Annotated in this window: 21 protein-coding genes; 14 read left to right on the top strand and 7 right to left on the bottom strand. The window is 60.0% G+C overall.

Translation table 11 applies throughout. From position 1 onward, the window contains the following. Positions 1-125: 125 nt before the first annotated feature. A complete protein-coding gene (locus DAAHT2_RS00890; protein WP_049824334.1) occupies positions 126-926 on the bottom strand; it encodes a DUF4382 domain-containing protein in 801 nt (266 codons plus the stop codon). A gap of 287 nt (positions 927-1,213) precedes the next feature. On the opposite strand from DAAHT2_RS00890, the gene DAAHT2_RS00885 reads away from it, so the two are divergent. The 8 genes from DAAHT2_RS00885 to DAAHT2_RS00850 all read left to right on the top strand — a co-directional run bounded on the left by DAAHT2_RS00885 (position 1,214) and on the right by DAAHT2_RS00850 (position 8,852). After that, positions 1,214-2,665, top strand: coding sequence for a protein adenylyltransferase SelO (locus DAAHT2_RS00885; protein WP_013162411.1), 1,452 nt, complete (start codon positions 1,214-1,216; stop codon positions 2,663-2,665). Position 2,666: 1 nt separating this feature from the next. Next, positions 2,667-3,398: a Mut7-C RNAse domain-containing protein gene (locus DAAHT2_RS00880; RefSeq protein WP_013162410.1), complete on the top strand. Its 732-nt coding sequence runs from the start codon at positions 2,667-2,669 to the stop codon at positions 3,396-3,398. Between the two features lie 253 nt (positions 3,399-3,651). Continuing rightward, positions 3,652-4,365 carry an ABC transporter ATP-binding protein gene (locus DAAHT2_RS00875; RefSeq protein ID WP_013162409.1) on the top strand — a complete coding sequence of 238 codons (714 nt, stop codon included), beginning with the start codon at positions 3,652-3,654 and terminating at the stop codon, positions 4,363-4,365. Next, positions 4,358-5,596, top strand: coding sequence for an ABC transporter permease (locus DAAHT2_RS00870; protein WP_013162408.1), 1,239 nt, complete (start codon positions 4,358-4,360; stop codon positions 5,594-5,596). The genes DAAHT2_RS00875 and DAAHT2_RS00870 overlap by 8 nt, the downstream gene beginning before the upstream one ends. 42 nt (positions 5,597-5,638) lie before the next feature. Then, entirely contained in the window at positions 5,639-6,037 is a 399-nt protein-coding gene (locus tag DAAHT2_RS13620) for a NifB/NifX family molybdenum-iron cluster-binding protein (RefSeq protein WP_013162407.1), read from the top strand. Positions 6,038-6,050: 13 nt separating this feature from the next. Beyond that, positions 6,051-6,800: an outer membrane lipoprotein-sorting protein gene (locus tag DAAHT2_RS00860; protein WP_013162406.1), complete on the top strand. Its 750-nt coding sequence runs from the start codon at positions 6,051-6,053 to the stop codon at positions 6,798-6,800. Next, the gene (locus DAAHT2_RS00855) at positions 6,797-8,134 is read left to right on the top strand and encodes a hypothetical protein (protein ID WP_013162405.1); all 1,338 of its coding nucleotides are present in this window, start codon (positions 6,797-6,799) and stop codon (positions 8,132-8,134) included. Before DAAHT2_RS00860 ends, DAAHT2_RS00855 begins: the two co-directional genes overlap by 4 nt. Before the next feature lie 271 nt (positions 8,135-8,405). Continuing rightward, positions 8,406-8,852, top strand: a complete 447-nt coding sequence (locus DAAHT2_RS00850; RefSeq protein WP_013162404.1) for a hypothetical protein — start codon at positions 8,406-8,408, stop codon at positions 8,850-8,852. Positions 8,853-8,902: 50 nt separating this feature from the next. On the opposite strand, the gene DAAHT2_RS00845 is transcribed toward DAAHT2_RS00850, so the two are convergent. Then, positions 8,903-9,361 (bottom strand): YbhB/YbcL family Raf kinase inhibitor-like protein, encoded by a 459-nt coding sequence (locus DAAHT2_RS00845; RefSeq protein ID WP_013162403.1) that lies wholly within the window; start codon positions 9,359-9,361, stop codon positions 8,903-8,905. Positions 9,362-9,582: 221 nt separating this feature from the next. Between DAAHT2_RS00845 and DAAHT2_RS00840 the strand changes: the two genes are divergently transcribed. Continuing rightward, complete coding sequence (locus DAAHT2_RS00840) at positions 9,583-10,020, top strand: LexA family protein (protein WP_013162402.1); 438 nt, start codon at positions 9,583-9,585, stop codon at positions 10,018-10,020. An 8-nt stretch (positions 10,021-10,028) separates the two neighbouring features. Next, the gene (locus DAAHT2_RS00835) at positions 10,029-11,294 is read left to right on the top strand and encodes a Y-family DNA polymerase (RefSeq protein WP_013162401.1); all 1,266 of its coding nucleotides are present in this window, start codon (positions 10,029-10,031) and stop codon (positions 11,292-11,294) included. A 78-nt stretch (positions 11,295-11,372) separates the two neighbouring features. Here the strand turns inward: DAAHT2_RS00835 and DAAHT2_RS00830 are convergent, their stop codons facing one another. Then, positions 11,373-11,831, bottom strand: coding sequence for a hypothetical protein (locus DAAHT2_RS00830; RefSeq protein WP_041719116.1), 459 nt, complete (start codon positions 11,829-11,831; stop codon positions 11,373-11,375). A 31-nt stretch (positions 11,832-11,862) separates the two neighbouring features. Beyond that, complete coding sequence (locus tag DAAHT2_RS00825) at positions 11,863-12,414, bottom strand: hypothetical protein (protein WP_013162399.1); 552 nt, start codon at positions 12,412-12,414, stop codon at positions 11,863-11,865. 167 nt (positions 12,415-12,581) lie between these two features. Between DAAHT2_RS00825 and DAAHT2_RS00820 the strand changes: the two genes are divergently transcribed. Further along, positions 12,582-13,517 carry a LysR substrate-binding domain-containing protein gene (locus tag DAAHT2_RS00820; RefSeq protein WP_013162398.1) on the top strand — a complete coding sequence of 312 codons (936 nt, stop codon included), beginning with the start codon at positions 12,582-12,584 and terminating at the stop codon, positions 13,515-13,517. Between the two features lie 115 nt (positions 13,518-13,632). Here the strand turns inward: DAAHT2_RS00820 and DAAHT2_RS00815 are convergent, their stop codons facing one another. From DAAHT2_RS00815 to DAAHT2_RS00805, 3 genes are all read right to left on the bottom strand, one after another. Then, positions 13,633-14,232: a hypothetical protein gene (locus DAAHT2_RS00815; RefSeq protein WP_013162397.1), complete on the bottom strand. Its 600-nt coding sequence runs from the start codon at positions 14,230-14,232 to the stop codon at positions 13,633-13,635. Beyond that, on the bottom strand, positions 14,229-14,780 hold the full coding sequence (locus tag DAAHT2_RS13615; protein ID WP_013162396.1) for an RNA polymerase sigma factor: 552 nt from the start codon (positions 14,778-14,780) through the stop codon (positions 14,229-14,231). Before DAAHT2_RS13615 ends, DAAHT2_RS00815 begins: the two co-directional genes overlap by 4 nt. 147 nt (positions 14,781-14,927) lie before the next feature. Continuing rightward, positions 14,928-15,932, bottom strand: coding sequence for an RluA family pseudouridine synthase (locus DAAHT2_RS00805; protein ID WP_013162395.1), 1,005 nt, complete (start codon positions 15,930-15,932; stop codon positions 14,928-14,930). A 265-nt stretch (positions 15,933-16,197) separates the two neighbouring features. Between DAAHT2_RS00805 and DAAHT2_RS00800 the strand changes: the two genes are divergently transcribed. From DAAHT2_RS00800 to DAAHT2_RS00790, 3 genes are all read left to right on the top strand, one after another. Next, the gene (locus DAAHT2_RS00800; protein ID WP_013162394.1) at positions 16,198-16,536 is read left to right on the top strand and encodes a phasin family protein; all 339 of its coding nucleotides are present in this window, start codon (positions 16,198-16,200) and stop codon (positions 16,534-16,536) included. Between the two features lie 3 nt (positions 16,537-16,539). After that, positions 16,540-18,189: an ABC1 kinase family protein gene (locus DAAHT2_RS00795; protein WP_013162393.1), complete on the top strand. Its 1,650-nt coding sequence runs from the start codon at positions 16,540-16,542 to the stop codon at positions 18,187-18,189. Positions 18,190-18,309: 120 nt separating this feature from the next. Then, positions 18,310-18,909, top strand: a complete 600-nt coding sequence (locus DAAHT2_RS00790) for a flavodoxin family protein (RefSeq protein ID WP_013162392.1) — start codon at positions 18,310-18,312, stop codon at positions 18,907-18,909. Positions 18,910-18,915 lie beyond the last annotated feature (6 nt).

Genomic DNA, 18,915 nt, shown 5'->3' with positions numbered 1-18,915 from the left:
ACAACTCTCACAGTGTGACATCGCCTCCGGGTCACACAAAAAAGCCAGGTCCGGCAAACAATGCTGGACCTGGCTTAAAAAAGGCAACTTCTGGCGAGCTGCCAGCCCGTCGTTCCGGTCGATGCTTATTCGGCCGGAAAGTGCGCTTGGGTGGGGGGCGCACCGGCCTCCACCATCACATTCTGCTGCTCCACAAAGGCAATATCGTCGGTGGCTTCCGGGTCATCCTGGTCCGCCTGACAGGTAAGAGCCAAGGTGTATTCGCCGGCCGTCAAAAAGGCGGCCCGATAGCAATACTGGCCCTCTTCCTCATTGAACCGGACCGGAGCAACCACCAGCGGTCCCTGCTCTTCGTTGATGTTGATATCCACCGGGCTTGTATCGGGACCGGGGAAAACATATACCGCCGCCCCCTCTTCACTGCCACACAAGTTGGCTATGTCGACGTGGCCGATCACCGCTCCCACTTCGCTGTTATCGACCATCCGCAAAGTCGGCCGCAGTTTGTAGCCTTTTTCGTCATCACCCACCACGGACTTGCGCAGGTCGAAATCAATGGTGAAATCGGCGTGGCCTCCGGCGGGCACCACAAAGCCCCGTATCAGCTTGAGACCGGTCTGATCGCCGCTGGGAATCGTCAATTCATGCTCACCGGTGGCGCTCACCAGGTACGAGTCCAGCACCCCGGGCTCGGTGTCCACCATCAACCGCACCCATTGGTAATTACCGGCGGGCAGACTCACTTCGTCGAGCAACAATTCCGAACCGCCCCCTTCCAGGGCCAGCAGGTCAATCTGCTTGGGTTCCTCGCTGAAATCAAAAGTTTGCCGACCATGACTGCTGCTCTGCAACTCAACCCCGCTGAACTGCACCCACACCGCCGTGGCTTCAGCCACCGGCGCATCGGTCACGCTGAGAGACAACATGCCTTGCTTATCCTTCCCCGAACTGCCGTCACTGCTGCAGCCGACCAACAAGGCAGCAGACAACCCCACCGCCATAAGCCCACGAATTACTTTCATTGTTCTACCCCTTGAGTTTGAATTGAATCAAAATTGTACCGCAAAAATCAATTTTTCATTCTATATCGTTGAAATTACACTAATTTTAGCACATAAAAGAACACGCTGTCAAGAACCTTGGCATAACCTGACAAAACCGTTAACTTACCAACTGGAACTTCATCGAGTAACACATGACGCGGAGAGACGGCATGGCAAGCCCCACCGTTAGCTTTGAACACAGCTATGCGCATGAGTTACCCGGGCTTTACACCCCCTGGCAGGGGCAGCAATGGCCCAAGCCACAGCTGGTGCTGCTCAATGAAAGACTGGCGCAGGCCCTGGGGCTTGACCCGGCGGCGTTGACCAGTGTCGAAGGGGTGGCAATGCTGTCCGGCCATGCCATGCCCGACACGGCGCGCCCCCTGGCCATGGCCTACGCCGGCCACCAGTTCGGCGGATTTTCCGCGCAACTGGGCGATGGCCGCGCGATCCTGGTAGGTGAGGTAATCGACCCCCAAGGCAAGCGCTGGGACCTTCACCTGAAAGGTTCCGGCCAAACTCCCTTTGCCCGCGGGGGCGATGGCCGCGCCGTACTGGGGCCGGTGCTGCGCGAATATATGATCTCGGAAGCAATGGCCGCCTTGGGCGTGCCCACCACCCGCGCCCTGGCCGCCTGCACCACCGGTGAGCGGATTTTGCGCCAGCGGGGGCTGGAGCCGGGCGCCGTGCTGGCGAGGGTGGCCGCAAGCCATCTACGGGTCGGCACCTTCCAGTTTCTCGCCGCCCGTGGCGACAACCAGCTGCTGCAGAGGCTGGCGGACTATGCCATTTCCCGCCATGATCCCGACTTGACCGAGGCGCCGCACCGCTACCTTAAGCTGCTGGCCCGGGTGAGCGCCCGCCAGGCACAAACCGTTGCCCACTGGATGGGGATCGGTTTCGTCCATGGGGTGATGAACACCGACAACACCACCATTTCCGGCGAAACCATCGATTACGGCCCCTGCGCCTTCATGGAACGTTATGACCCACAGACCTGCTTCAGTTCCATCGACCACCAGGGGCGCTACGCCTACGGCAACCAGCCCGCCATCATCTTCTGGAACCTGGCACGGCTGGCCGAAACGCTGCTGCCCCTGATCAATACCGATGAAGATCGGGCCATCGAAGGCGCCTTGCAGGTCATCAAGGAGGCACAGACCTTCTATCGCGCCGCCTGGCTGCAGGTCTTTACCCGCAAGTTGGGGCTTAACAGGCCCGATGCGGCACTCATCGAGGAGATGCATCAGCTTTGGCAAGGACAGGGGGTGGATTTCACCAGCTTTTTTCGCGCCCTGCCCGCTGCCTTGGGCGGCGACGAGGCGCCGTTGCGAGCACTTTTCGACGATGATGCCGCAGTGGGCGATTGGCTGGCCGGCTACCGTGCCCTGGCCAGTAACGCCACCCCCGAGTTGGTCGCGCGCAACAACCCTGTTTACATTCCCCGCAATCAACTGGTGGAAGAGGCGCTACAAGCGGCCAGCTTCCAGGACGACATGGAACCATTCCGGCGTTTGCTGGCACTGGTGCAAGCCCCATTCACCCACGTCGACAGCGCTGAGGCCTACGCCCGGCCGGCCCCGCACGATGCGCCGCAAATCGTAACCTATTGCGGCACTTAAGATGATACGGCTGATTTTTCACGGAGAGCTGGCGGAACTGCTAACGGCCCCGCAGGCTGCCGGTGAAGTTCGGACGACCGCCAGGGGCGCTTCCATCAAAGATATGGTCGAAGCCTGCGGGATACCCCATACCGAGGTGGGAAAGATTGCCGCCGGGCAGTCGGTGAACTTCAGCTACATCCCCGCCGACGATGAGCGGCTGGATATTTTTCCGCTCACCCCGCCCGTTGATATCACCATCCCCACCTGCCTGCGACCTGAGCCTTTCACCGCAGTCCGGTTCATAATCGATGTCAACGTGGCCAAACTGGCCCGGCGCTTACGAATGCTGGGTTTCGACGCCCTGTTGCCGGCCGACCACGACGACGCCAACCTGGCCCGGCTGGCCGCCGCCGGCCGTATTCTGCTGACCCGGGACCGACGCCTGCTCAAGCGCCGCCAGGTGCTGTTCGGCCGCCTGATCCGGGCCACCGACCCCCAAAAACAACTCCTGGAAGTGCTCAACCACTATGGCCTGCAGCAGCGGGCCCTCCCCTTCAGCCGCTGCCTGAATTGCAACGAGATCCTGCAGCCGGTGGCCAAAGAAAAAATTATTCACCGCCTGGAGCCCCTGACCAAAAAATACTACACTCGCTTCAAATACTGCCCCGCCTGCGACCAGATCTACTGGGCCGGCTCCCACCGGGAAAAAATGCAGCACCTGGTCGAGCAGGCCTTACCGCACGCAAGATAACGCAGTGGATACGAGCCGGCGACAGCTCCTTGAATTTCAGGCGTAGGCACTGAGTGTAGAAAGACTGTTTCCGCTTTGATTGCAAGGTTACCGCTAGCGACACGAACCCCCGCCGGGGCAAGAGCGATGGCAAACCGCCGCAAGACCATAAATTCCTCTTCTGCTTTGATTTCTTATCTTCTATGCTGAGCTTAACCCCGTTCCCCGACCGCCACTAACCGGGGACGAAAAAAACTGAGCAAGAGGAACCGCCATGAACCTGGTAACGGCCAAAGACCTGGGCAAGGAATATCAGTCCGGGGAGGTGCGGGTGCAGGCCTTGAGCGACCTGGATTTCGAGATCGCCCCGGCCTCCTTCGTCTCCTTTGTCGGGCCTTCGGGCAGCGGCAAGACCACCCTGCTCAACCTCATCGGCTGCCTGGACAAACCCAGCCGCGGCACCCTGACGGTGGCGGGCAAGGAAGTGGGGCAACTGGAACGCCGGGCCGGGGCCCGCTTCCGGGGCCGCCATATCGGCTTCATCTTCCAGGATTTCAACTTGCTGCCGGTGCTGACGGTGGCGGAAAACATCGAATACCCCCTGCAACTGGTGCTGGACCTGCCCGCCGCCGAACGCCGCCGCCGGGTGCAGACCCTGCTGGCGGCGGTGGAAATGGAGGACCAGGCCGACAAGTACCCGGACCAGATCTCCGGCGGCCAGAAGCAGCGGGTGGCGGTGGCCCGGGCCCTGGTCAGCCGGCCCCAACTGGTGCTGGCCGATGAACCCACCGCCAACCTGGATCACCGTACCGCCATGCGGGTGATCGAGCTGATGCGCCGGATGCGCGACGAGTTCGGCACCACCTTCATCTTCTCCACCCACGACCCCAAGATCGTCGGCGCCGCCGAAATCATCCACCACCTGGAAGACGGCCGCCTGGTCAAGAGCGAAATAACGGGCGAAAAGCCGGGAGGACACCATGGCTAATCTACTGAAAATCGCCCTGCGCAACCTGCTCCGCTACCGGCGGCGGACCCTGTTGACCACCTCGCTGATCGCCATCGGCGTCATCTTCGTGTTGCTCTTCGTGGCGGTGACCGGCTCGTTTAAAAACCTGATGATCGCCCAAACCACCGATTCCATGCTGGGCCACCTGCAACTGCACAAGCGGGGCTACGTGGCCTCCATCGAAAACCTGCCGCTCAACCTCAACTTGAGCGGCGAGGCCCTGAATCGGGTGGAAGAGGTGCTGACCCGGCAACCGGAGGTGGAGGCTTTTTCCTCCCGCCTCAAGTTCGGGGCCATGTTCAGCACCTTTGTCGAGACCACCAATATCCGCCTAAACGGCATCGATCCCGAACGCGAACTGGCCACCGTGCCGCTGCTTAAAGGGCGGCTGCTGGCCGGCGATCCCGAACTGACGCCGGGGCGGATCTGGGTGCCGGAACTGCTGGCCCGGGGGATGGGGATCAAGCCGGGGGATGCGGTGGTGGTGGTGGCCACCAACCAGGACGGCTCGGTCAACGGCCGCCAGCTCACGGTGGCCGGTATCCTGGAAAGCGCCACCGGCCCCGGCGGCCGCGACGGCTACCTCCATATCGACGACGCGGCGGCGATCCTGCGCCTTCCGCAAAGGGAGATCAGCGAAATCGCCGTCCGCCTGCACGATTTCAACCGCCTGCCGGCGGTGGCCGCCGCCCTGGAAGAAAAACTGGCGCCCTACACCACTCCCCAGGAACGGCCGCTGTACGAGCTGCACACCTGGGAACGGCTCTCGCCCTTTTACAATATCGCCCGGATGATCGAGGTAATGACCTTTTTTGTCAAGCTGATGCTGATCGCCATTGTCCTGGTGAGCATCATGAACGTGATGATCATGGCGGTTTACGAGCGAATCCGGGAAATCGGCACCATGGCCGCCATCGGCACCCCGCCCGGCCGCATCCTGACCCTGTTCATGCTGGAGGGTTTCAGCCTGGGGGTGGCGGGAGCGGCGGCCGGCAGCCTGCTGGGCCTGCTGCTGATCAAGCTGCTTAACCTGGCGGAAATAACTTACGATTTCGGCCGCCAGCAGGGCCTGGTCCTCCAAGCGGAAATCGCCGCTGGCGAACTGCTTCTGATCTCGCTGATCGTCATCAGCGGCGCGGTGCTGGCCAGCCTGCAACCGGCCCTCAAAGCCTCCCGGCTGGACCCCATCAAGGCCCTGCACCATGTATGACCAGCAGGCTACTACGGATAATTTAACCCCGGAGGAATCCCTATGAATGCCAGATCTCGTTTTTCCTGCTTACTGGCAACGGTTTTATGGTTGCTGAGCCTGGCGCCGGCCGGAGCGGCGGAATCGGTGCTTATCGCCGTGGCTGCCGAAGGCCCGGAGGCAACTGCGGCGGTCAGCAAGGTGGCGGCCCGGGCTCCTTATCTGCTGCTTTTCGACCACCAGGGCAACCTGACCGCCGCCATGGCCAATCCTTACCGGCAGGCCGGCGGTGCCGCCGGTCCCCAGGTGGCGCAATTTCTGGCTGACCAAGGTGCGGGGGTGGTAATCGCCGGCGAATTCGGCGCCAAAATGCTGACCGCCATGCAAAATCAGGGCCTGGAACCACGAATAGCCGACGGGACGGCGGCCACCGTTGTGCAGGCCCTGCTGAATCGGCAATAGCCGGGAGAAGACAATGATTAAGCTTACCCTGCGTGTAATCCTGATCTTTGGCCTGCTGGCGGCAACCCCCCTGGCCGTTGCCGCCGAAACGCCGAGCGCCGAAGAGGTACTGGCCCGGGTGGACCGCAACCTGCAGCCGGAATCGGCGGAGATGTACCGCCGGTTGATCAATATCGAACCCGACGGCAGCCGCAAGGAATTCACCCTCTACAGTCTGCGCAAGGGGCGCGACCGGATGGTGGCCCTTTTCCTGGAGCCGGCCAGCGAGCGGGGGCGGGCCACCCTGCGCCGGGATGACAACATGTGGCTCTACATCCCCGAGGTGGGCCGGCCCATCCGGATTACCAGCCTGCAATCGGTGGTGGGCGGGGTTTTCAACAACTCCGATATCATGCGGCTGGACTACCAGAGCGAGTACGAAGCCTTCGCCATGAGCGAGTATGACGATCATTACCGCTTGGAACTCAAGGCCCGCAGCGGGGCGGTGGCCTACGACCGCCTGGTGATGCTGGTGGACCGGGAAGCTTTGGTCCCCACCGAAATCGAGTGCCGCACCGCCGAGGGTATGCTGATTAAAACCCTGCGCTACAGCCGGCTCCAGGATTTCGGCGACGGCCTCCTGCGCCCCTCGGTGCTGGAAACCGACAGCCCGCTGTACGAAGGTTACCGCTCGTTGATGGTCTGGGGCCAGATCACCCCCCGCGAGTTGGCCGACGAGGTGTTTACCCTGAGCTATCTGCCGAGAATCGAAGAGCTGCGATGAAACCGCACTTCCGGGGCCGACCGGCCTTGCTGTTGCTCATGCTGTTACTGGTTCTGAAGCTGCCGCCGGCAGCCGTTGCCGGCCCGGCGGTGGATGATGACGATCTTTTCGAGTTCGACTTCGACCCGGTCGCCTTCGCCCCCAAACCATTTTCCTGGGGCGGCTACCTGGAGCTGAAGGGGGAACATTTGCGCCTGAACTCCGACGGCGCCCTCTATCTGCTGCGCCACTACCGGCAGCCCCGCGCCCGCCTGAACCGCCTTACCCCCGCCATGCAACTGCAGGGCCGCTACCGCCGGGGCAACCTGGTGGTGCAGGGCAAGGCCAACGCGGCGGCCTCCTGGGACGAGGCGACGAGCACGGATCGGGCCGACCTGCTGGAAGGCTACCTCAGCTTCACCCCCTCACCCCGCCGCAGCCTGGACCTGGGCAAAAAAACCTATAACTGGGGCACCGGCTACGCCTTCAACCCGGTGGGCTTTATCCAGCGCCCTAAAGACCCGGACAACCCGGAAGAATCGCGGGAAGGTTACGTGACCGGCGGCCTGGAGTTGACCCGCAGCACCACCGGCGCCCTGAAAACCGCCACCCTGAACCTGGTGGCCCTGCCGGTCACCGGTGAAATCAATCGGGATTTCGGTGCCGCCGACCACCTCAACCTGGCCGCCCGCCTCTACCTGCTCTACCGGAATACCGACCTCAACCTGCTGGGCTATACCGGCGACAGCCGCCCCGACCGCTTCGGGGTCGCCGCCGCCCGCAACCTGCGGCCCAACTTCGCCATCCACGGCGAGCTGGCCCACATTCCCCGGCAAAACTTCCAGACCCTGCAGGCCGACGGCAGCGTGCTCCGGCACCGCGCCGCGGCCACCAGCTACCTGCTGGGCCTGCGCTATCTCACCGCCCGCCAACTGACCATTATCACCGAATATTATCATAACGGCGAGGGTTACCGGCGCCGTGAGCTGGGCCGCTTTTACGACCTGATCCATGACGGCCACCAGCAGTATCAAAGCAACGGCGGCACCGCCGAGCTGAACCAGGCCGCCGGCCTGGCCCCCCGCTACGACCGGCCCCAAGCCGGCCGCAACTACCTCTACACCCGCCTGAGCTGGAAGGAACCGGCGGATATCCTTTACTTCACCCCGGCCCTCACCCTGATCACCAACCTCGACGACGGCAGCGCCTCGCTAAGCCCCGAGGCGCTCTACACCGGTTTCACCAACTGGGAAACCCGCCTGCGCCTCACCCTGCTCACCGGCGGCAGCGGCCGGGAGTACGGGGAAAGAGCCAACCAATACCGGCTGGAATTGCGCCTGCGCCGATTTTTTTAAAGATGATACGGCTGATTTTTCACTAAGGGCAGGCGGAACTGCTGACAACCCGGCAGACATGACTTGCCGGAAACAAGGTTGGCAGAAAACGACGATGAAGGAAACTTGAAGATGAACCGGCGTAAATATTTCTGCGCGAGCAAAAAGCTGAATTACGTTGTTGTCGTGGCAGGCGTACTGCTGTTATTGACTTCAACCCAAGCCCATGCGGACGCTGCCGGACCTTGGACGGCCTTTGTTTATGGTGGCAAGTGGACCGATAACCGGTGGAATGAAATCGTTCGCGGCCAAACGGAAATGCGCCGTTCTTTATGTATGGGTGGCGGGAGCGGCCAGGAAACTTGCCGCTTACGGTGATTACTTAAGCGTGGAAGGCGAGTTCAATGCCGGCCGGAATACCGGTCGGCAGGACCATATCGAGATCAACACGGCGGCGGTTTTACGCTGGCACGCTTTTCCCTGGCGCCGGCAGGTCGCTACTTCGGTGGCCTGGGGGCTGGGGCTCTCCTATGCCTTAGCCAGGCCGGCCATTGAAGACCAACCGGACCGGCGGGCCTCGCGCTCCCTGCTTTTCATGCCCACCGAACTGACCCTGGGGCCACCGGGAGCCAACTGGCAAATGCTGCTCCGTATCCACCACCGTTCCGGGGCCTTCGGGGTGGTGGACGAAGCCACGGGTTCCAACTTCATCGCCCTGGGTTTGCGTTTTCAGCTTTAAGGCGCGCCGGCTGTTTGGGCATGGCAACCTTCACCAGGGGTATTCCACCTTCAGCGCCGGGGGCGATCGTAACGGCCCATCAGTTCGGCCTGGGCCAGGATGTGGCCGGCCATGGCCGCTTCCACCCGGGTCTTGGTGGCACCCGCCGGCAGATCGAGCCGGCAGTCGAGCGCGTAGAGCTTGAAAAAATAGCGATGCTCGCGGTCCGGCGGGCAGGGTCCGTGGTAGTCGTGGTTGCCGCCGGTGCCGATCCCACGGACGCCCGGCGGTTCTGCCCCTTCCTCTATCTTGGCTAAATCAGGGGGTATATTGAACACAATCCAGTGATCCCACATGCCGTCGGCCCGCAGCTTTTTGGGTACATCGGGATCATCCATGATCAGCACCAAGCTGACGGCCGCCGCCGGCACCCCGGCAATGGCCAGCGGCGGGTTGACGTTGTCGCCGTCACAGGTATAACGAACGGGAATAACGCCGTTAGGGCTGAAAGCGGAACTGGTCAGTTGCATGGCCTGCCTCCTGAAAGGGAATTTGGTTGCTGCAAAAACGCGTCGCCGGTGTAATATTGTCGGCGTCGCACAAAGCCGCGCCGCCGACTGGGCACGCTTTGTAACTAATTGTTTTCGCGTTACCGACCAACTAGTTTGGCGGGTTTTTGCAAGGTTATCAATATTACCCGACTCGCCCCCGCTTCTGCAATTATCTACCTTTACGATTACCCGGTATGCACATGAAGAGCGACCACACCATAGCATCCATTCACGGCTTTAACCGTAAAGGCGAATTGCGGCGGCCATTGTTTACCTGCGGGGTGTCCGCCGGCTTTCCCTCACCGGCGGATGACTACATCGAGGGCCGGCTTGATCTTAACCAGTTGATGATCGCCAACCCGGCGGCCACCTTCTTTGTCCGGGTGGCCGGCGATTCGATGATCGGCGCCGGGATTCATCACCATGATATCCTGGTGGTGGACCGCTCCCTGGAGCCGACCGACGGCAAGGTGGTGATCGCCGTGGTCGATGGCGAATTGACGGTCAAACGGCTGCGGCGGCAAAACGGCACCATCCGCCTGCAGGCCGAAAACCCCGACTACCCGGCCATCAAACTGAACGAAGAAACCAGTTGCGAAGTATGGGGCGTGGTCACCTTTGTCATTCACCCTCTGTAGGTTTGACCATGCGCAAAATTTACGCCCTGCTGGACTGCAACAACTTCTACGTTTCCTGCGAGCGCCTGTTCGCGCCCGGCCTCAACGGCAAGCCGGTGGTGGTGCTGTCCAACAATGACGGCTGCGTCATCGCCCGCTCCAACGAGGCCAAGGCCCTGGGCATCGGGATGGGCGAACCTTTTTTCAAGTGCCGCCGGCAGCTTGCCGCCGACAAGGTCCGGGTTTTCTCCTCCAACTATCCCCTGTACGCCGATATCTCCCACCGGGTGATGACGGTGCTGGCGCGGCTGGAGCCGGAGGTGGAGATCTATTCCATCGACGAAGCCTTTATCCGGCTGCCGGCGGCCGATCCGGCGGTGCTGCGGGAAACCGGCCGCCGAATCCGGGCCACCATCGGCAGAGAAATCGGCATTCCCGTTTCCATCGGCTTTGGCGCCACCAAGACCTTGGCCAAGGTCGCCAACCGGCTGGCCAAGCGGCAACCGGAGCACGGTGGCGTTTTTGTGCTTGCCGACCGGGAAATCGACACCATGCTGGCCTCCGTGCCGGTCGCCGAGATCTGGGGTATTGGCCGCCGCTCGGCCGCCAAGCTGGCCCTGGGCGGCATTACCACCGCGCTGGCCTTGAAAAACGCCGAAGACCGCCGGCTACGCCGCCAACTAACCGTCACCGGGCTGCGCACCGCCATGGAATTGCGCGGCATCCCCTGCCTGCCCCTGGAGCAGTGCCCGCCGCCCAGCCAGTCCATCACCACCTCCCGTTCATTCGGCCGACCGGTTTACGAGCCGGCCGAATTGAAAGAAGCTCTGGCCACCTACGTGGGCATCGCCGCTGAAAAACTGCGGGCGCAACGGCTTACAACCGGCTCTCTTCAGGTTTTCCTGGCCACCAGCCGTTTTGGTGCCCAGCAGCGGCAATACGCCAACAGCACCGTGGTCACCCTGCCCAGCCCCTGCGCCTCGACTACGGAGTTGATCCGGCATGCCGCTAAAGCCCTGCAACACATCTTCCGGGTCGGTCACGCTTACCAGAAAGTGGGCGTAATTCTGCTGGAATTGACCCCGGCCGGCCGCTTGCAGCCCAACCTTTTCCAGGCCCAGCCGGATCAGCGCCAGGAGGCGTTGATGGCGGCGATGGACACCATCAACCACAAATGGGGCCGCGAAACGCTGCACAGCGCCGCCACCGGGCTGCTGCGGGACTGGAAGAACCGGCAGAACAGAAAATCACCGGCCTACACCACTTCCTGGCACGAGTTGCCGCTGGTGGGCTGAAAGCCGAAAAAAAACACTTGGCGCACGCAAGAATCAACAAAAACCAGGCCGGGAAAAAAGCAAGGCCAGCGACGGTGATCATCTCCCCGTATGGCGGACCTTGCCGCCAATCACGAAAGCTGCGCTTACCAGGAAAAGATTTTTAATGATGTACTGCCCCTCCAGACTGACCCCGAAAGGGATGCGGGTGAAGCAGACTTCGGGCAGCAGTACCAGGGGCAGCATGGTGCCGGGTATTTGCAGAATAAGCAGCAGCAAGGCAACGCGAATCAGGGGGCGGTAGAGCAATCCGAGGCCGATGGCCATCTCCCACCAGCCCAGAATCGGGATAAATGACGAAGGTTCTATCCAGTAAACAGTATTTTTGATCAGTTCCTCTTCGGGGCTCAGCCCCAAAAGCTTGAGCCCCCCGAACCAGAGAAAAATGATGGCCAGGGAGAGTCGCAACACCACCTGGCAATGCCGATCCAACCAGGCGGAGGTGCGGACATCGAATTGGTCCAGCCGCTTTGGCAGCCAACTTGTTTGGTTTGTCATGTCGTGCCGGTAGCTCATGTTTCACGCCCTCTCATTTCCAGCACGTACGCCGCCCCGGCGCCCCTGCCAATTGTGGGACATAAGCGTTATCAAGAATAAAACGCTCCAACTCCTCGATCTGGTGCTCAGTCAGTTCACCGAACTGAACACAGCGTCTTTTGACCCGGTATTTCCCGGCTAAAAGCGGAACAACCACCTGGTCGGCCATGGTTTCAAACGGCACCCCTTTAACGCACTGACCGGTGCCGGCCAGCAGCAGACCCTCCTCGGGTAATTCGCCTTGCCGGCTCGGGTCATCGAAATAAGTGAAACAAAGACCACCCATGCCGACATTGATTACCCGACCAACCTCCCGGTGCAGCACATAAAAATCCCGCCGGGGGGCGAAACGGGGAAACTTTTTTCGGCGGCAGGCTTTTGGTCCTGTTATCGCCAACGGCGATCCGCCACCGGGTGTACCGGAAAAAAAAGGCGGTTCAAACCGGTGTTGCCAACGGTTACGGGCAAAATCCGATCGCGCCCGGACCGCTTCCTTCAGGGTGATGGGGACTGAGTAATCAGCAAAGTACTCTTGACCGCTCATGGCTTCCTCCTGCTTCTTTGATCTGCAACGGGCTGCTCTGGCCATTATCTCAGTTGTCACTTTAGCGAAAGCTATTGATAAATAAAAATGCATTATATTAATGATAAACATCAATTACATTTAACCAGGCCTGTGCTGTAGCGATACCGGAAAAAAGAGAAGGCAGGATGGCGATTACTTTGCGGCAGCTCGAGATCTTTGTCGCAGTGGCGGAAACCAGCCAGGTAACCAAGGCCAGCGCCAAATTGCACCTTACCCAGTCGGCGGTGAGTATGGCCTTGAACGAGCTGCAGAATCAGCTGGATGGCCCTCTTTTCGACCGCAAGGGGCGTAACCTGCTGTTCAACGACCGGGGCCGCTATCTGTTGCCACTGGCCAAGGAGATTCTGGGGCAAATCAACAATATTGAATCTTTACTGGGCGAGAAGTCGGGAAGTGTGGCCGGCTCACTCAAGATCGTGGCCAGCTCAACCATCGGCAATTACGTACTTCCTTATTTTATCGGAGTTTTCAAGAAGCTGCACCCTCAGGTATCACTGGATATGCTGGTTTGCAATACCCGGCATGCCGAAACCATGATCGCCGAGGGCGAGGCGGGCCTGGGCTTTGTCGAAGGCGAGGTTACCAACGACCAGGTCAGAATCATCCCCTGGCTGGAGGATGAGTTGGTGGTAATCGCTGGCCCGACCAACCCCCTTGCCGGCAAAGAAAACTTCGAATTGCCCGGCGACCTTGAACTTTGCGAGTGGATTATACGGGAAAAGGGCTCGGGAACCGGCCAGGTGTTCAAGAAAAAGCTCGGCCGCCACCTACCCGGCTTACGGGTGGCCATGGAACTGGGACACACCGAGGCGATCAAAAAGGCGGTGGAGGCCGGCGGCGGGGTGGCTTGCCTCTCCAGCCTCACCGTCTGCCGTGAAGTCGAGGAGGGTTGGCTGGCCAGCTTAAGCGTCAAGGGGCTGGACATGCGACGCACCCTCCAGATCATCCATTACAAGAACAAAGCGATGACCGGCCTGATGCAGGAATTTGTCGCCTTCTGCTCACTGATCAACGAAAGCGGCCACGGCTGCAGTTGCCTGACTTCACCCTGGATCCTCTAGGAGGTACTGCTGAGCCGCTACCAGCAATGATTTTATGTCTGTTCTCCAACACCACGCCAAAACAGCAGGCCGCTCATTGCGGCAGATAAACCGGCCAGGCCGTGGCCGCTTAAGATCAGGCCGAGCCCAACGCCGGACGGAAGCGGCCCAGGGTCCGTCGCAGCCGGCCGCCCAGTTCGAAACCCAGGATATTACCCGCCAGCGCCCCCACCAGCCAGGCCAGGGAAACCAGCACAAAGGCCTCGCCACCCAACAGGCTGAGCAACAGATAAGCGACCAGGCTGTAGACGGCAAACAGGCTGTAGGCCCCCAGCCCCCCAGCGCCCCGGGGCCGCAGCCCGATCAGCAGGCCGCTTAACAGGGCGCCAAAAAGGACGAAAAACAGGCCACAGGTGGCGTAAAACAGCCACGGATTCGCCGAGACATGCAGCAACGCTTCCAGCCGCCCGCCCCAATGACCGCCGATCCCGAACTGCGGGCAGACCGCCAGGGTGGCCAGGCCCGACACCGCCTGCACCGGCAGGAAACGAGCCGAAAAAGCTTGCAGGTTGAATAAAGACCGCTCCCGCACCAGGCGAAAAATCGCCGCTTCGGTGGCCGGGCGCGGCATGATCGGCCTGGCCTCAACAAAAGCGGAAAACTCGCACCGCGCCTCATGGGACCAATCGAGGCTTAACTTTTGGGACGACTCGCGGCTCAACTTGTGGTTGCTCATCGCTGGTTCCCCTGTTCACCAAAGGTTTGGCGCAGGCGCCGCAGTGCCCGACTGATGATCTGGCGGGCATTAACGGTGGAAAGCCCCAGACGGGCGGAAATTTCAGCAAAGGAAAAACCCTGCTCGAAACGCAACTCCAGGGCGCGGCGCTGCCGGGCGTCAAGGCCATCAAGGTAACCGCCATCCCGCAGCCGACCGCTCCCCGCCACAGTTTCCGGGGCCACGGCCCCCAGCACCGCCTCTTCCGAATAGACCAACCGCCGCCGACGTCGCTGCACCTGGCGCACATGGTCGATCAGCACGTTGCGCATCAGCACAAACATCCAGGGCAGGAAGGGGGTGCCGGCCCTATATTTTTGACGCGACTCATGCAACCGGGCAAAAACTTTCTGGAAGACCTCTTCGGCCTCGTCCCGACCGGCCAGGCGGCTGAACAAATAACCCAGAATCCTGCCCCGGTGCCTGTCATACAGCACGGCAAAGGCATCCAGATCGCCGGCGGCATAGGCCGCCATCAACTCTTCATCACTACGATCCTCAAACCTCATTGCCGGCCAACTCCCTCCTCTTCAACCATTTAAAACGCTCTTGCCGCTGTTTTGGTGACAAAAACAAGCGGCAAAAAAACAAAACGAACATGATTGTAGCAGTGAAGAGAAGGGCAAGCCTTGACCCAGGTCAAGCTTGGTGTTGGGTTATGATTCCATGGCGCCGACCGGGAGGGCCTGCGGGAGCAGCCCGGCCATTTCCGGCGGTAGCGGGCAGGTAAACTCCAGGGGGCGATGGTCGGCGGGGTGGCGCATTTTCAGACCGGCACTGTGCAGGGCCTGGCGAGGCAGCCGCAACCGGCGGCGGTCGTCGGAGCTCAGGCGGTCGGCCAGGAAGCGGAGAAAAAGTTCTTCGTCCAGGCCATATATTTTGTCGCCCACCACCGGGAAACCCAAACTGCAAAGGGTGGCGCGAATCTGATGGCAACGCCCGGTCAGCGGCCGGGCTTCAAGCAGGCTGATCCCCCCCTGCAGCGCCAGAAGCCGGAAAGCGGTGGCACACGAGACAGCCCCTGCCGGAGCGGCTTGGTCGGCGGGGAAAAAGCGGCTTTTCTTGCGAACCAGGCTGGCCGGATCCGGGGCCAAAAAGCCGGCGACCGCCTGTGCGCCAAGGGGAAACTCGCCCTCCACCAGGACCAGGTATCTTTTCTCAACTTGCTGCTCCTGCCATTGACGGGCGCAATCCCTGGCCGCCGCCCGTTTTTTGGCCACCACCACCAGGCCGGAGGTTTCCCGGTCCAGCCGGTTGACCAAAAGCGGCTTGGGTACCCCGCATCTCTCCTGCAGCAGCCTCCATAGGGTATGGCGGAAATAACGCCCGCCGGGATGACAGGGCAACGGGGCCGGCTTGTTCACCACCAGCAGATCATCGTCCTCATAAACCACGCTGAAGTGCGAGGCCACCGGAGGTTCCGCCAACTCCCGACCCCGGTAGGAAACCCGGTCGGCAGCGGCAAGAAGCCGTTCCGGTGGCACCGGCTCGCCGTTTACCCGCAGGCGCCCGTCGACCAACTCCTGCTGCCACTGCTCCCGGGTCAGATAGGTAAACCGGCCGGCGACAAAATCCAGCACCGTCCCCCCGGCCTGACCGGCCTCGACCCGCACCGCGCAAACTCTTTCCGGTCCGGTCGGCTTACCGCCAAGTGCCGTCATGCCAAATCTCCGCTTTTTTGGCCCTGAACTCTTTGCGCCCGTCATTTCCACCCGCGGGCTTCCTGTAAAACAGAAAGCCCTGACCGCCCACCAAAACCCTCGTTAGCGCCGATTAAACGGCAAGATATAATGATGTTTGCAGACCAAATCTATCGCCAACGAGGTGAACCGAATTGGGACCAGGCAGGTGTTGACCAGGCCCAGGGAAAAAGCTAGCATACAGTTAAAAGTTTTCCAATTAACTTAAAAGAAAAATGGAGGAGCGATGATGGTACGCGATACTATTCGCAAAAGCCTTTATGCCGGCCTGGGTGTAGCGGTGGTCACCTGCGAGGAGATTCGAAAAACCGTGGATCGCTTCGTGGAAGCGGGCAAGATGAGCGCGGAAGACAGCGAGGCCCTGATCAACGAACTGTCCACCAAGGGAGAAAAACAACAAAAAGAATTCCAACAATGGCTTACCGACATAGCACGCACCACCTTCGATCGGATGGAAATTGCCGACAAGCAGAAAGTCGATGAGCTGTCAGCCAAGGTCAAAAACCTGGAAGAGCGGATAACTTTGCTTGAGGATTTGCGGCATAAAGAAGAGAAAAGCCACTGACCCATGGACCTTCGGACATTCGCCCACATGGGGCGCTACAAGGAAATTGTCACCATACTTTGGCGGTATGGTTTCAATGAGGTGGTGGAACGTCTTGAGTTTCCCGGACACCATCTGCTGGGCAGGATCCATACCCAAAGCAGTGAACTGGATACCGGCACCCGTATTCGCAAGGCCATGGAAGAACTGGGACCGGCCTTTATCAAGATCGGTCAGTTTCTCTCCATGCGGCACGATATTTTTCCGCCGGCGGTGCTCCGGGAACTGCGAAAGCTCCAGGATGAAGTCCCCCCCACACCATTCCCCGCCATCCGCGAGGTCTTAGAGAACAGCCTGGGCAGGCCAATCCCGGAAGTTTTCAGCCATTTCGAAGAAGAACCCCTGGCGGCGGCCTCCCTGGCCCAGGTCCATCGAGCCGTACTGCTTGAGCAACGACAGGTGGTGGCGGTCAAAGTTCAGCGCCCCAACACCTTGGAACTCGTACGTAAAGACCTGGAAATTCTGGAAATTATTGCCCGGCAGATCAATGAGCGCGTGGAAAGCTTGCGGGTTTACAATCTTCCCAAGCTCGCGCAACAGATTCACCGGCTCATGCTCAAGGAGATCGATTTCAACCGGGAGATGCGCAACATGCGCATTATGCGCAGCATCCTGGTTGAGCCAGGTTTTTTTGTGCCGGCTGTTTTTCCCGACTACAGCAACTCCCGGGTGCTGACCATGGAGTTGGCCCGGGGTCAAAAGTTAAAAGATATTGATCTGGAAAAGTTGGCTGATCGCCATGAGCTGGCCCGGCGTGGAATGTCCATGGTGATCAGCCAGGTGCTCGAAAACGGTTTTTTTCATGCCGACCCGCATCCGGGTAATTTCCTGATCGATAAAGATGGCACCATTTCGCTGCTCGATTGGGGCATGGTCGGTCGTTTACCGGCGGAAATGCGTTACAACATGATAGATCTGGTGAGTTCTTTCGTGGAGAAAGACACCGAAGAGATCGTCAACATCATGCTGGAGTTCGTTTCCGGCGCTGAAAAGGCGGATAAGCGATCTCTGCAGAATGAAGTAATGGAGGTGATCAATCTATTCCATCACCTGCCGCTCAAAGAGATCAACCTGGGCCTGATCCTGAACGACACCACCCGGATATTACGGGAACAGGGCCTGGTTCTGTCGGCTGAACCGGCAATCATGATCAAGGCCCTGGTAACCGTGGAAAGCACAGCTCAACAGATCTGTCCGGATCTGAACACCATTGAAGAGATTAAGCCATTTGTCAGCCGTCTGACCGAGGAGCGCTACAAATTCGCCAATCTGCGGCGAGGTTTCATGCGCAACCTTAAATATTTTTTCAAAATACAGCGGAAACTGCCAGGCAGCATTTTGGCCATCACCGATAAAATCGAACACGACGAACTGGCTATCCGCTTCCGGCACGAAAGGCTGGAAGGCCTTCAACATACCTTGGAGCGGATCACTAATCGGATGATTTTAGGCCTGATCACCGCTTCTCTGTTCGTCACCTCGGGGCTGATCATCTTCGCCGATATCGGCCCTCCCCTATGGGGTTATCCCTATTTGGGGATGATCGGTTTTCTGTTGGCTATGGCACTGGCCATCTACCTGGTGATAAGTATCTTACGCGCCTCAAAATACTGACCACCGCATGCCCGATTAACCTTTGGCCGTTTTTTTTCGACTTCTCCTGCATATTGCCCCCAGGCCACCACCAAGGCCTGGACTTACCTGCAAAAATTACCCACAAAAGGAAACGTTATTATGAAGATAATCGGTGTTTCAGCCAGCGCCAGAAAGAATAAATCCACCTGTTTTCTCCTGGAGCAATGCCTTGACCAGCTCAAAGAGAGTGCCGCCACCGCCGGCAAAAGCCTGGAGGTAGAGCTCATTGACCTGGCAGCGCTGCGTTTTCAAGGCTGCCTGGCCTGCGACACCTGCAAAAAGGGGGTGCAATGCAGCCAGCAGGACGATTTCCAGGAGCTGATCCCCAAGCTCGCCGCCCCCGAGGTAAGAGGCATCATCGTGGCTACCCCGGTTTATATGGGCTGCATGTCCAGTCAGGCCAAGGCCTTTCTTGACCGCACCGTGCTCTTCAGGCGCAACGGTTTTATGTTTAAGAACAAGTTGGGCGGTGCCATCGCGGTGGGAGGTTCGCGCAGCGGCGGCCAGGAGTTGACCATTCAGGCAGTGCACGCAGCCATGATGATCCACGACATGATCATCATCGGTGACGGCGATCATTTCGGCGGCACCGGCTGGGCCAACCATCCCGATGGCTACCAAGGCGACACCATGGGTATCACCACCGCCAGAAACCTGGGCCGGCGCATGGCCGAGGTGGCCGCCCTGATGCAGGATTAGGCCTTC

Origin of the sequence: Desulfurivibrio alkaliphilus AHT 2, assembly GCF_000092205.1 — a bacterium.
In the GTDB taxonomy this organism is placed as follows: Bacteria; Desulfobacterota; Desulfobulbia; order Desulfobulbales; family Desulfurivibrionaceae; genus Desulfurivibrio; species Desulfurivibrio alkaliphilus.
Note: the sequence above shows the minus strand (reverse complement) of the source record. Positions and strands in the feature narration are given on the sequence as shown.

What these genes read in the sequence shown, in the direction of transcription:
- DAAHT2_RS00845 (WP_013162403.1), bottom strand. Translation starts at nt 9,361, where the DNA reads ATGCAACTGACCAGTTCCGCTTTCAGCCCTAACGGCGTTATTCCCGTT.
- DAAHT2_RS00850 (WP_013162404.1), top strand. Translation starts at nt 8,406, where the DNA reads ATGAAATCGTTCGCGGCCAAACGGAAATGCGCCGTTCTTTATGTATGG.
- DAAHT2_RS00830 (WP_041719116.1), bottom strand. Translation starts at nt 11,831, where the DNA reads ATGACAAACCAAACAAGTTGGCTGCCAAAGCGGCTGGACCAATTCGAT.
- DAAHT2_RS13615 (WP_013162396.1), bottom strand. Translation starts at nt 14,780, where the DNA reads ATGAGGTTTGAGGATCGTAGTGATGAAGAGTTGATGGCGGCCTATGCC.
- DAAHT2_RS00800 (WP_013162394.1), top strand. Translation starts at nt 16,198, where the DNA reads ATGATGGTACGCGATACTATTCGCAAAAGCCTTTATGCCGGCCTGGGT.
- DAAHT2_RS00855 (WP_013162405.1), top strand. Translation starts at nt 6,797, where the DNA reads ATGAAACCGCACTTCCGGGGCCGACCGGCCTTGCTGTTGCTCATGCTG.
- DAAHT2_RS00790 (WP_013162392.1), top strand. Translation starts at nt 18,310, where the DNA reads ATGAAGATAATCGGTGTTTCAGCCAGCGCCAGAAAGAATAAATCCACC.
- DAAHT2_RS00805 (WP_013162395.1), bottom strand. Translation starts at nt 15,932, where the DNA reads ATGACGGCACTTGGCGGTAAGCCGACCGGACCGGAAAGAGTTTGCGCG.
- DAAHT2_RS00825 (WP_013162399.1), bottom strand. Translation starts at nt 12,414, where the DNA reads ATGAGCGGTCAAGAGTACTTTGCTGATTACTCAGTCCCCATCACCCTG.
- DAAHT2_RS00875 (WP_013162409.1), top strand. Translation starts at nt 3,652, where the DNA reads ATGAACCTGGTAACGGCCAAAGACCTGGGCAAGGAATATCAGTCCGGG.
- DAAHT2_RS00820 (WP_013162398.1), top strand. Translation starts at nt 12,582, where the DNA reads ATGGCGATTACTTTGCGGCAGCTCGAGATCTTTGTCGCAGTGGCGGAA.
- DAAHT2_RS00880 (WP_013162410.1), top strand. Translation starts at nt 2,667, where the DNA reads ATGATACGGCTGATTTTTCACGGAGAGCTGGCGGAACTGCTAACGGCC.
- DAAHT2_RS00890 (WP_049824334.1), bottom strand. Translation starts at nt 926, where the DNA reads ATGTTGTCTCTCAGCGTGACCGATGCGCCGGTGGCTGAAGCCACGGCG.
- DAAHT2_RS00885 (WP_013162411.1), top strand. Translation starts at nt 1,214, where the DNA reads ATGGCAAGCCCCACCGTTAGCTTTGAACACAGCTATGCGCATGAGTTA.
- DAAHT2_RS00815 (WP_013162397.1), bottom strand. Translation starts at nt 14,232, where the DNA reads ATGAGCAACCACAAGTTGAGCCGCGAGTCGTCCCAAAAGTTAAGCCTC.
- DAAHT2_RS00860 (WP_013162406.1), top strand. Translation starts at nt 6,051, where the DNA reads ATGATTAAGCTTACCCTGCGTGTAATCCTGATCTTTGGCCTGCTGGCG.
- DAAHT2_RS00835 (WP_013162401.1), top strand. Translation starts at nt 10,029, where the DNA reads ATGCGCAAAATTTACGCCCTGCTGGACTGCAACAACTTCTACGTTTCC.
- DAAHT2_RS00840 (WP_013162402.1), top strand. Translation starts at nt 9,583, where the DNA reads ATGAAGAGCGACCACACCATAGCATCCATTCACGGCTTTAACCGTAAA.
- DAAHT2_RS13620 (WP_013162407.1), top strand. Translation starts at nt 5,639, where the DNA reads ATGAATGCCAGATCTCGTTTTTCCTGCTTACTGGCAACGGTTTTATGG.
- DAAHT2_RS00795 (WP_013162393.1), top strand. Translation starts at nt 16,540, where the DNA reads ATGGACCTTCGGACATTCGCCCACATGGGGCGCTACAAGGAAATTGTC.
- DAAHT2_RS00870 (WP_013162408.1), top strand. Translation starts at nt 4,358, where the DNA reads ATGGCTAATCTACTGAAAATCGCCCTGCGCAACCTGCTCCGCTACCGG.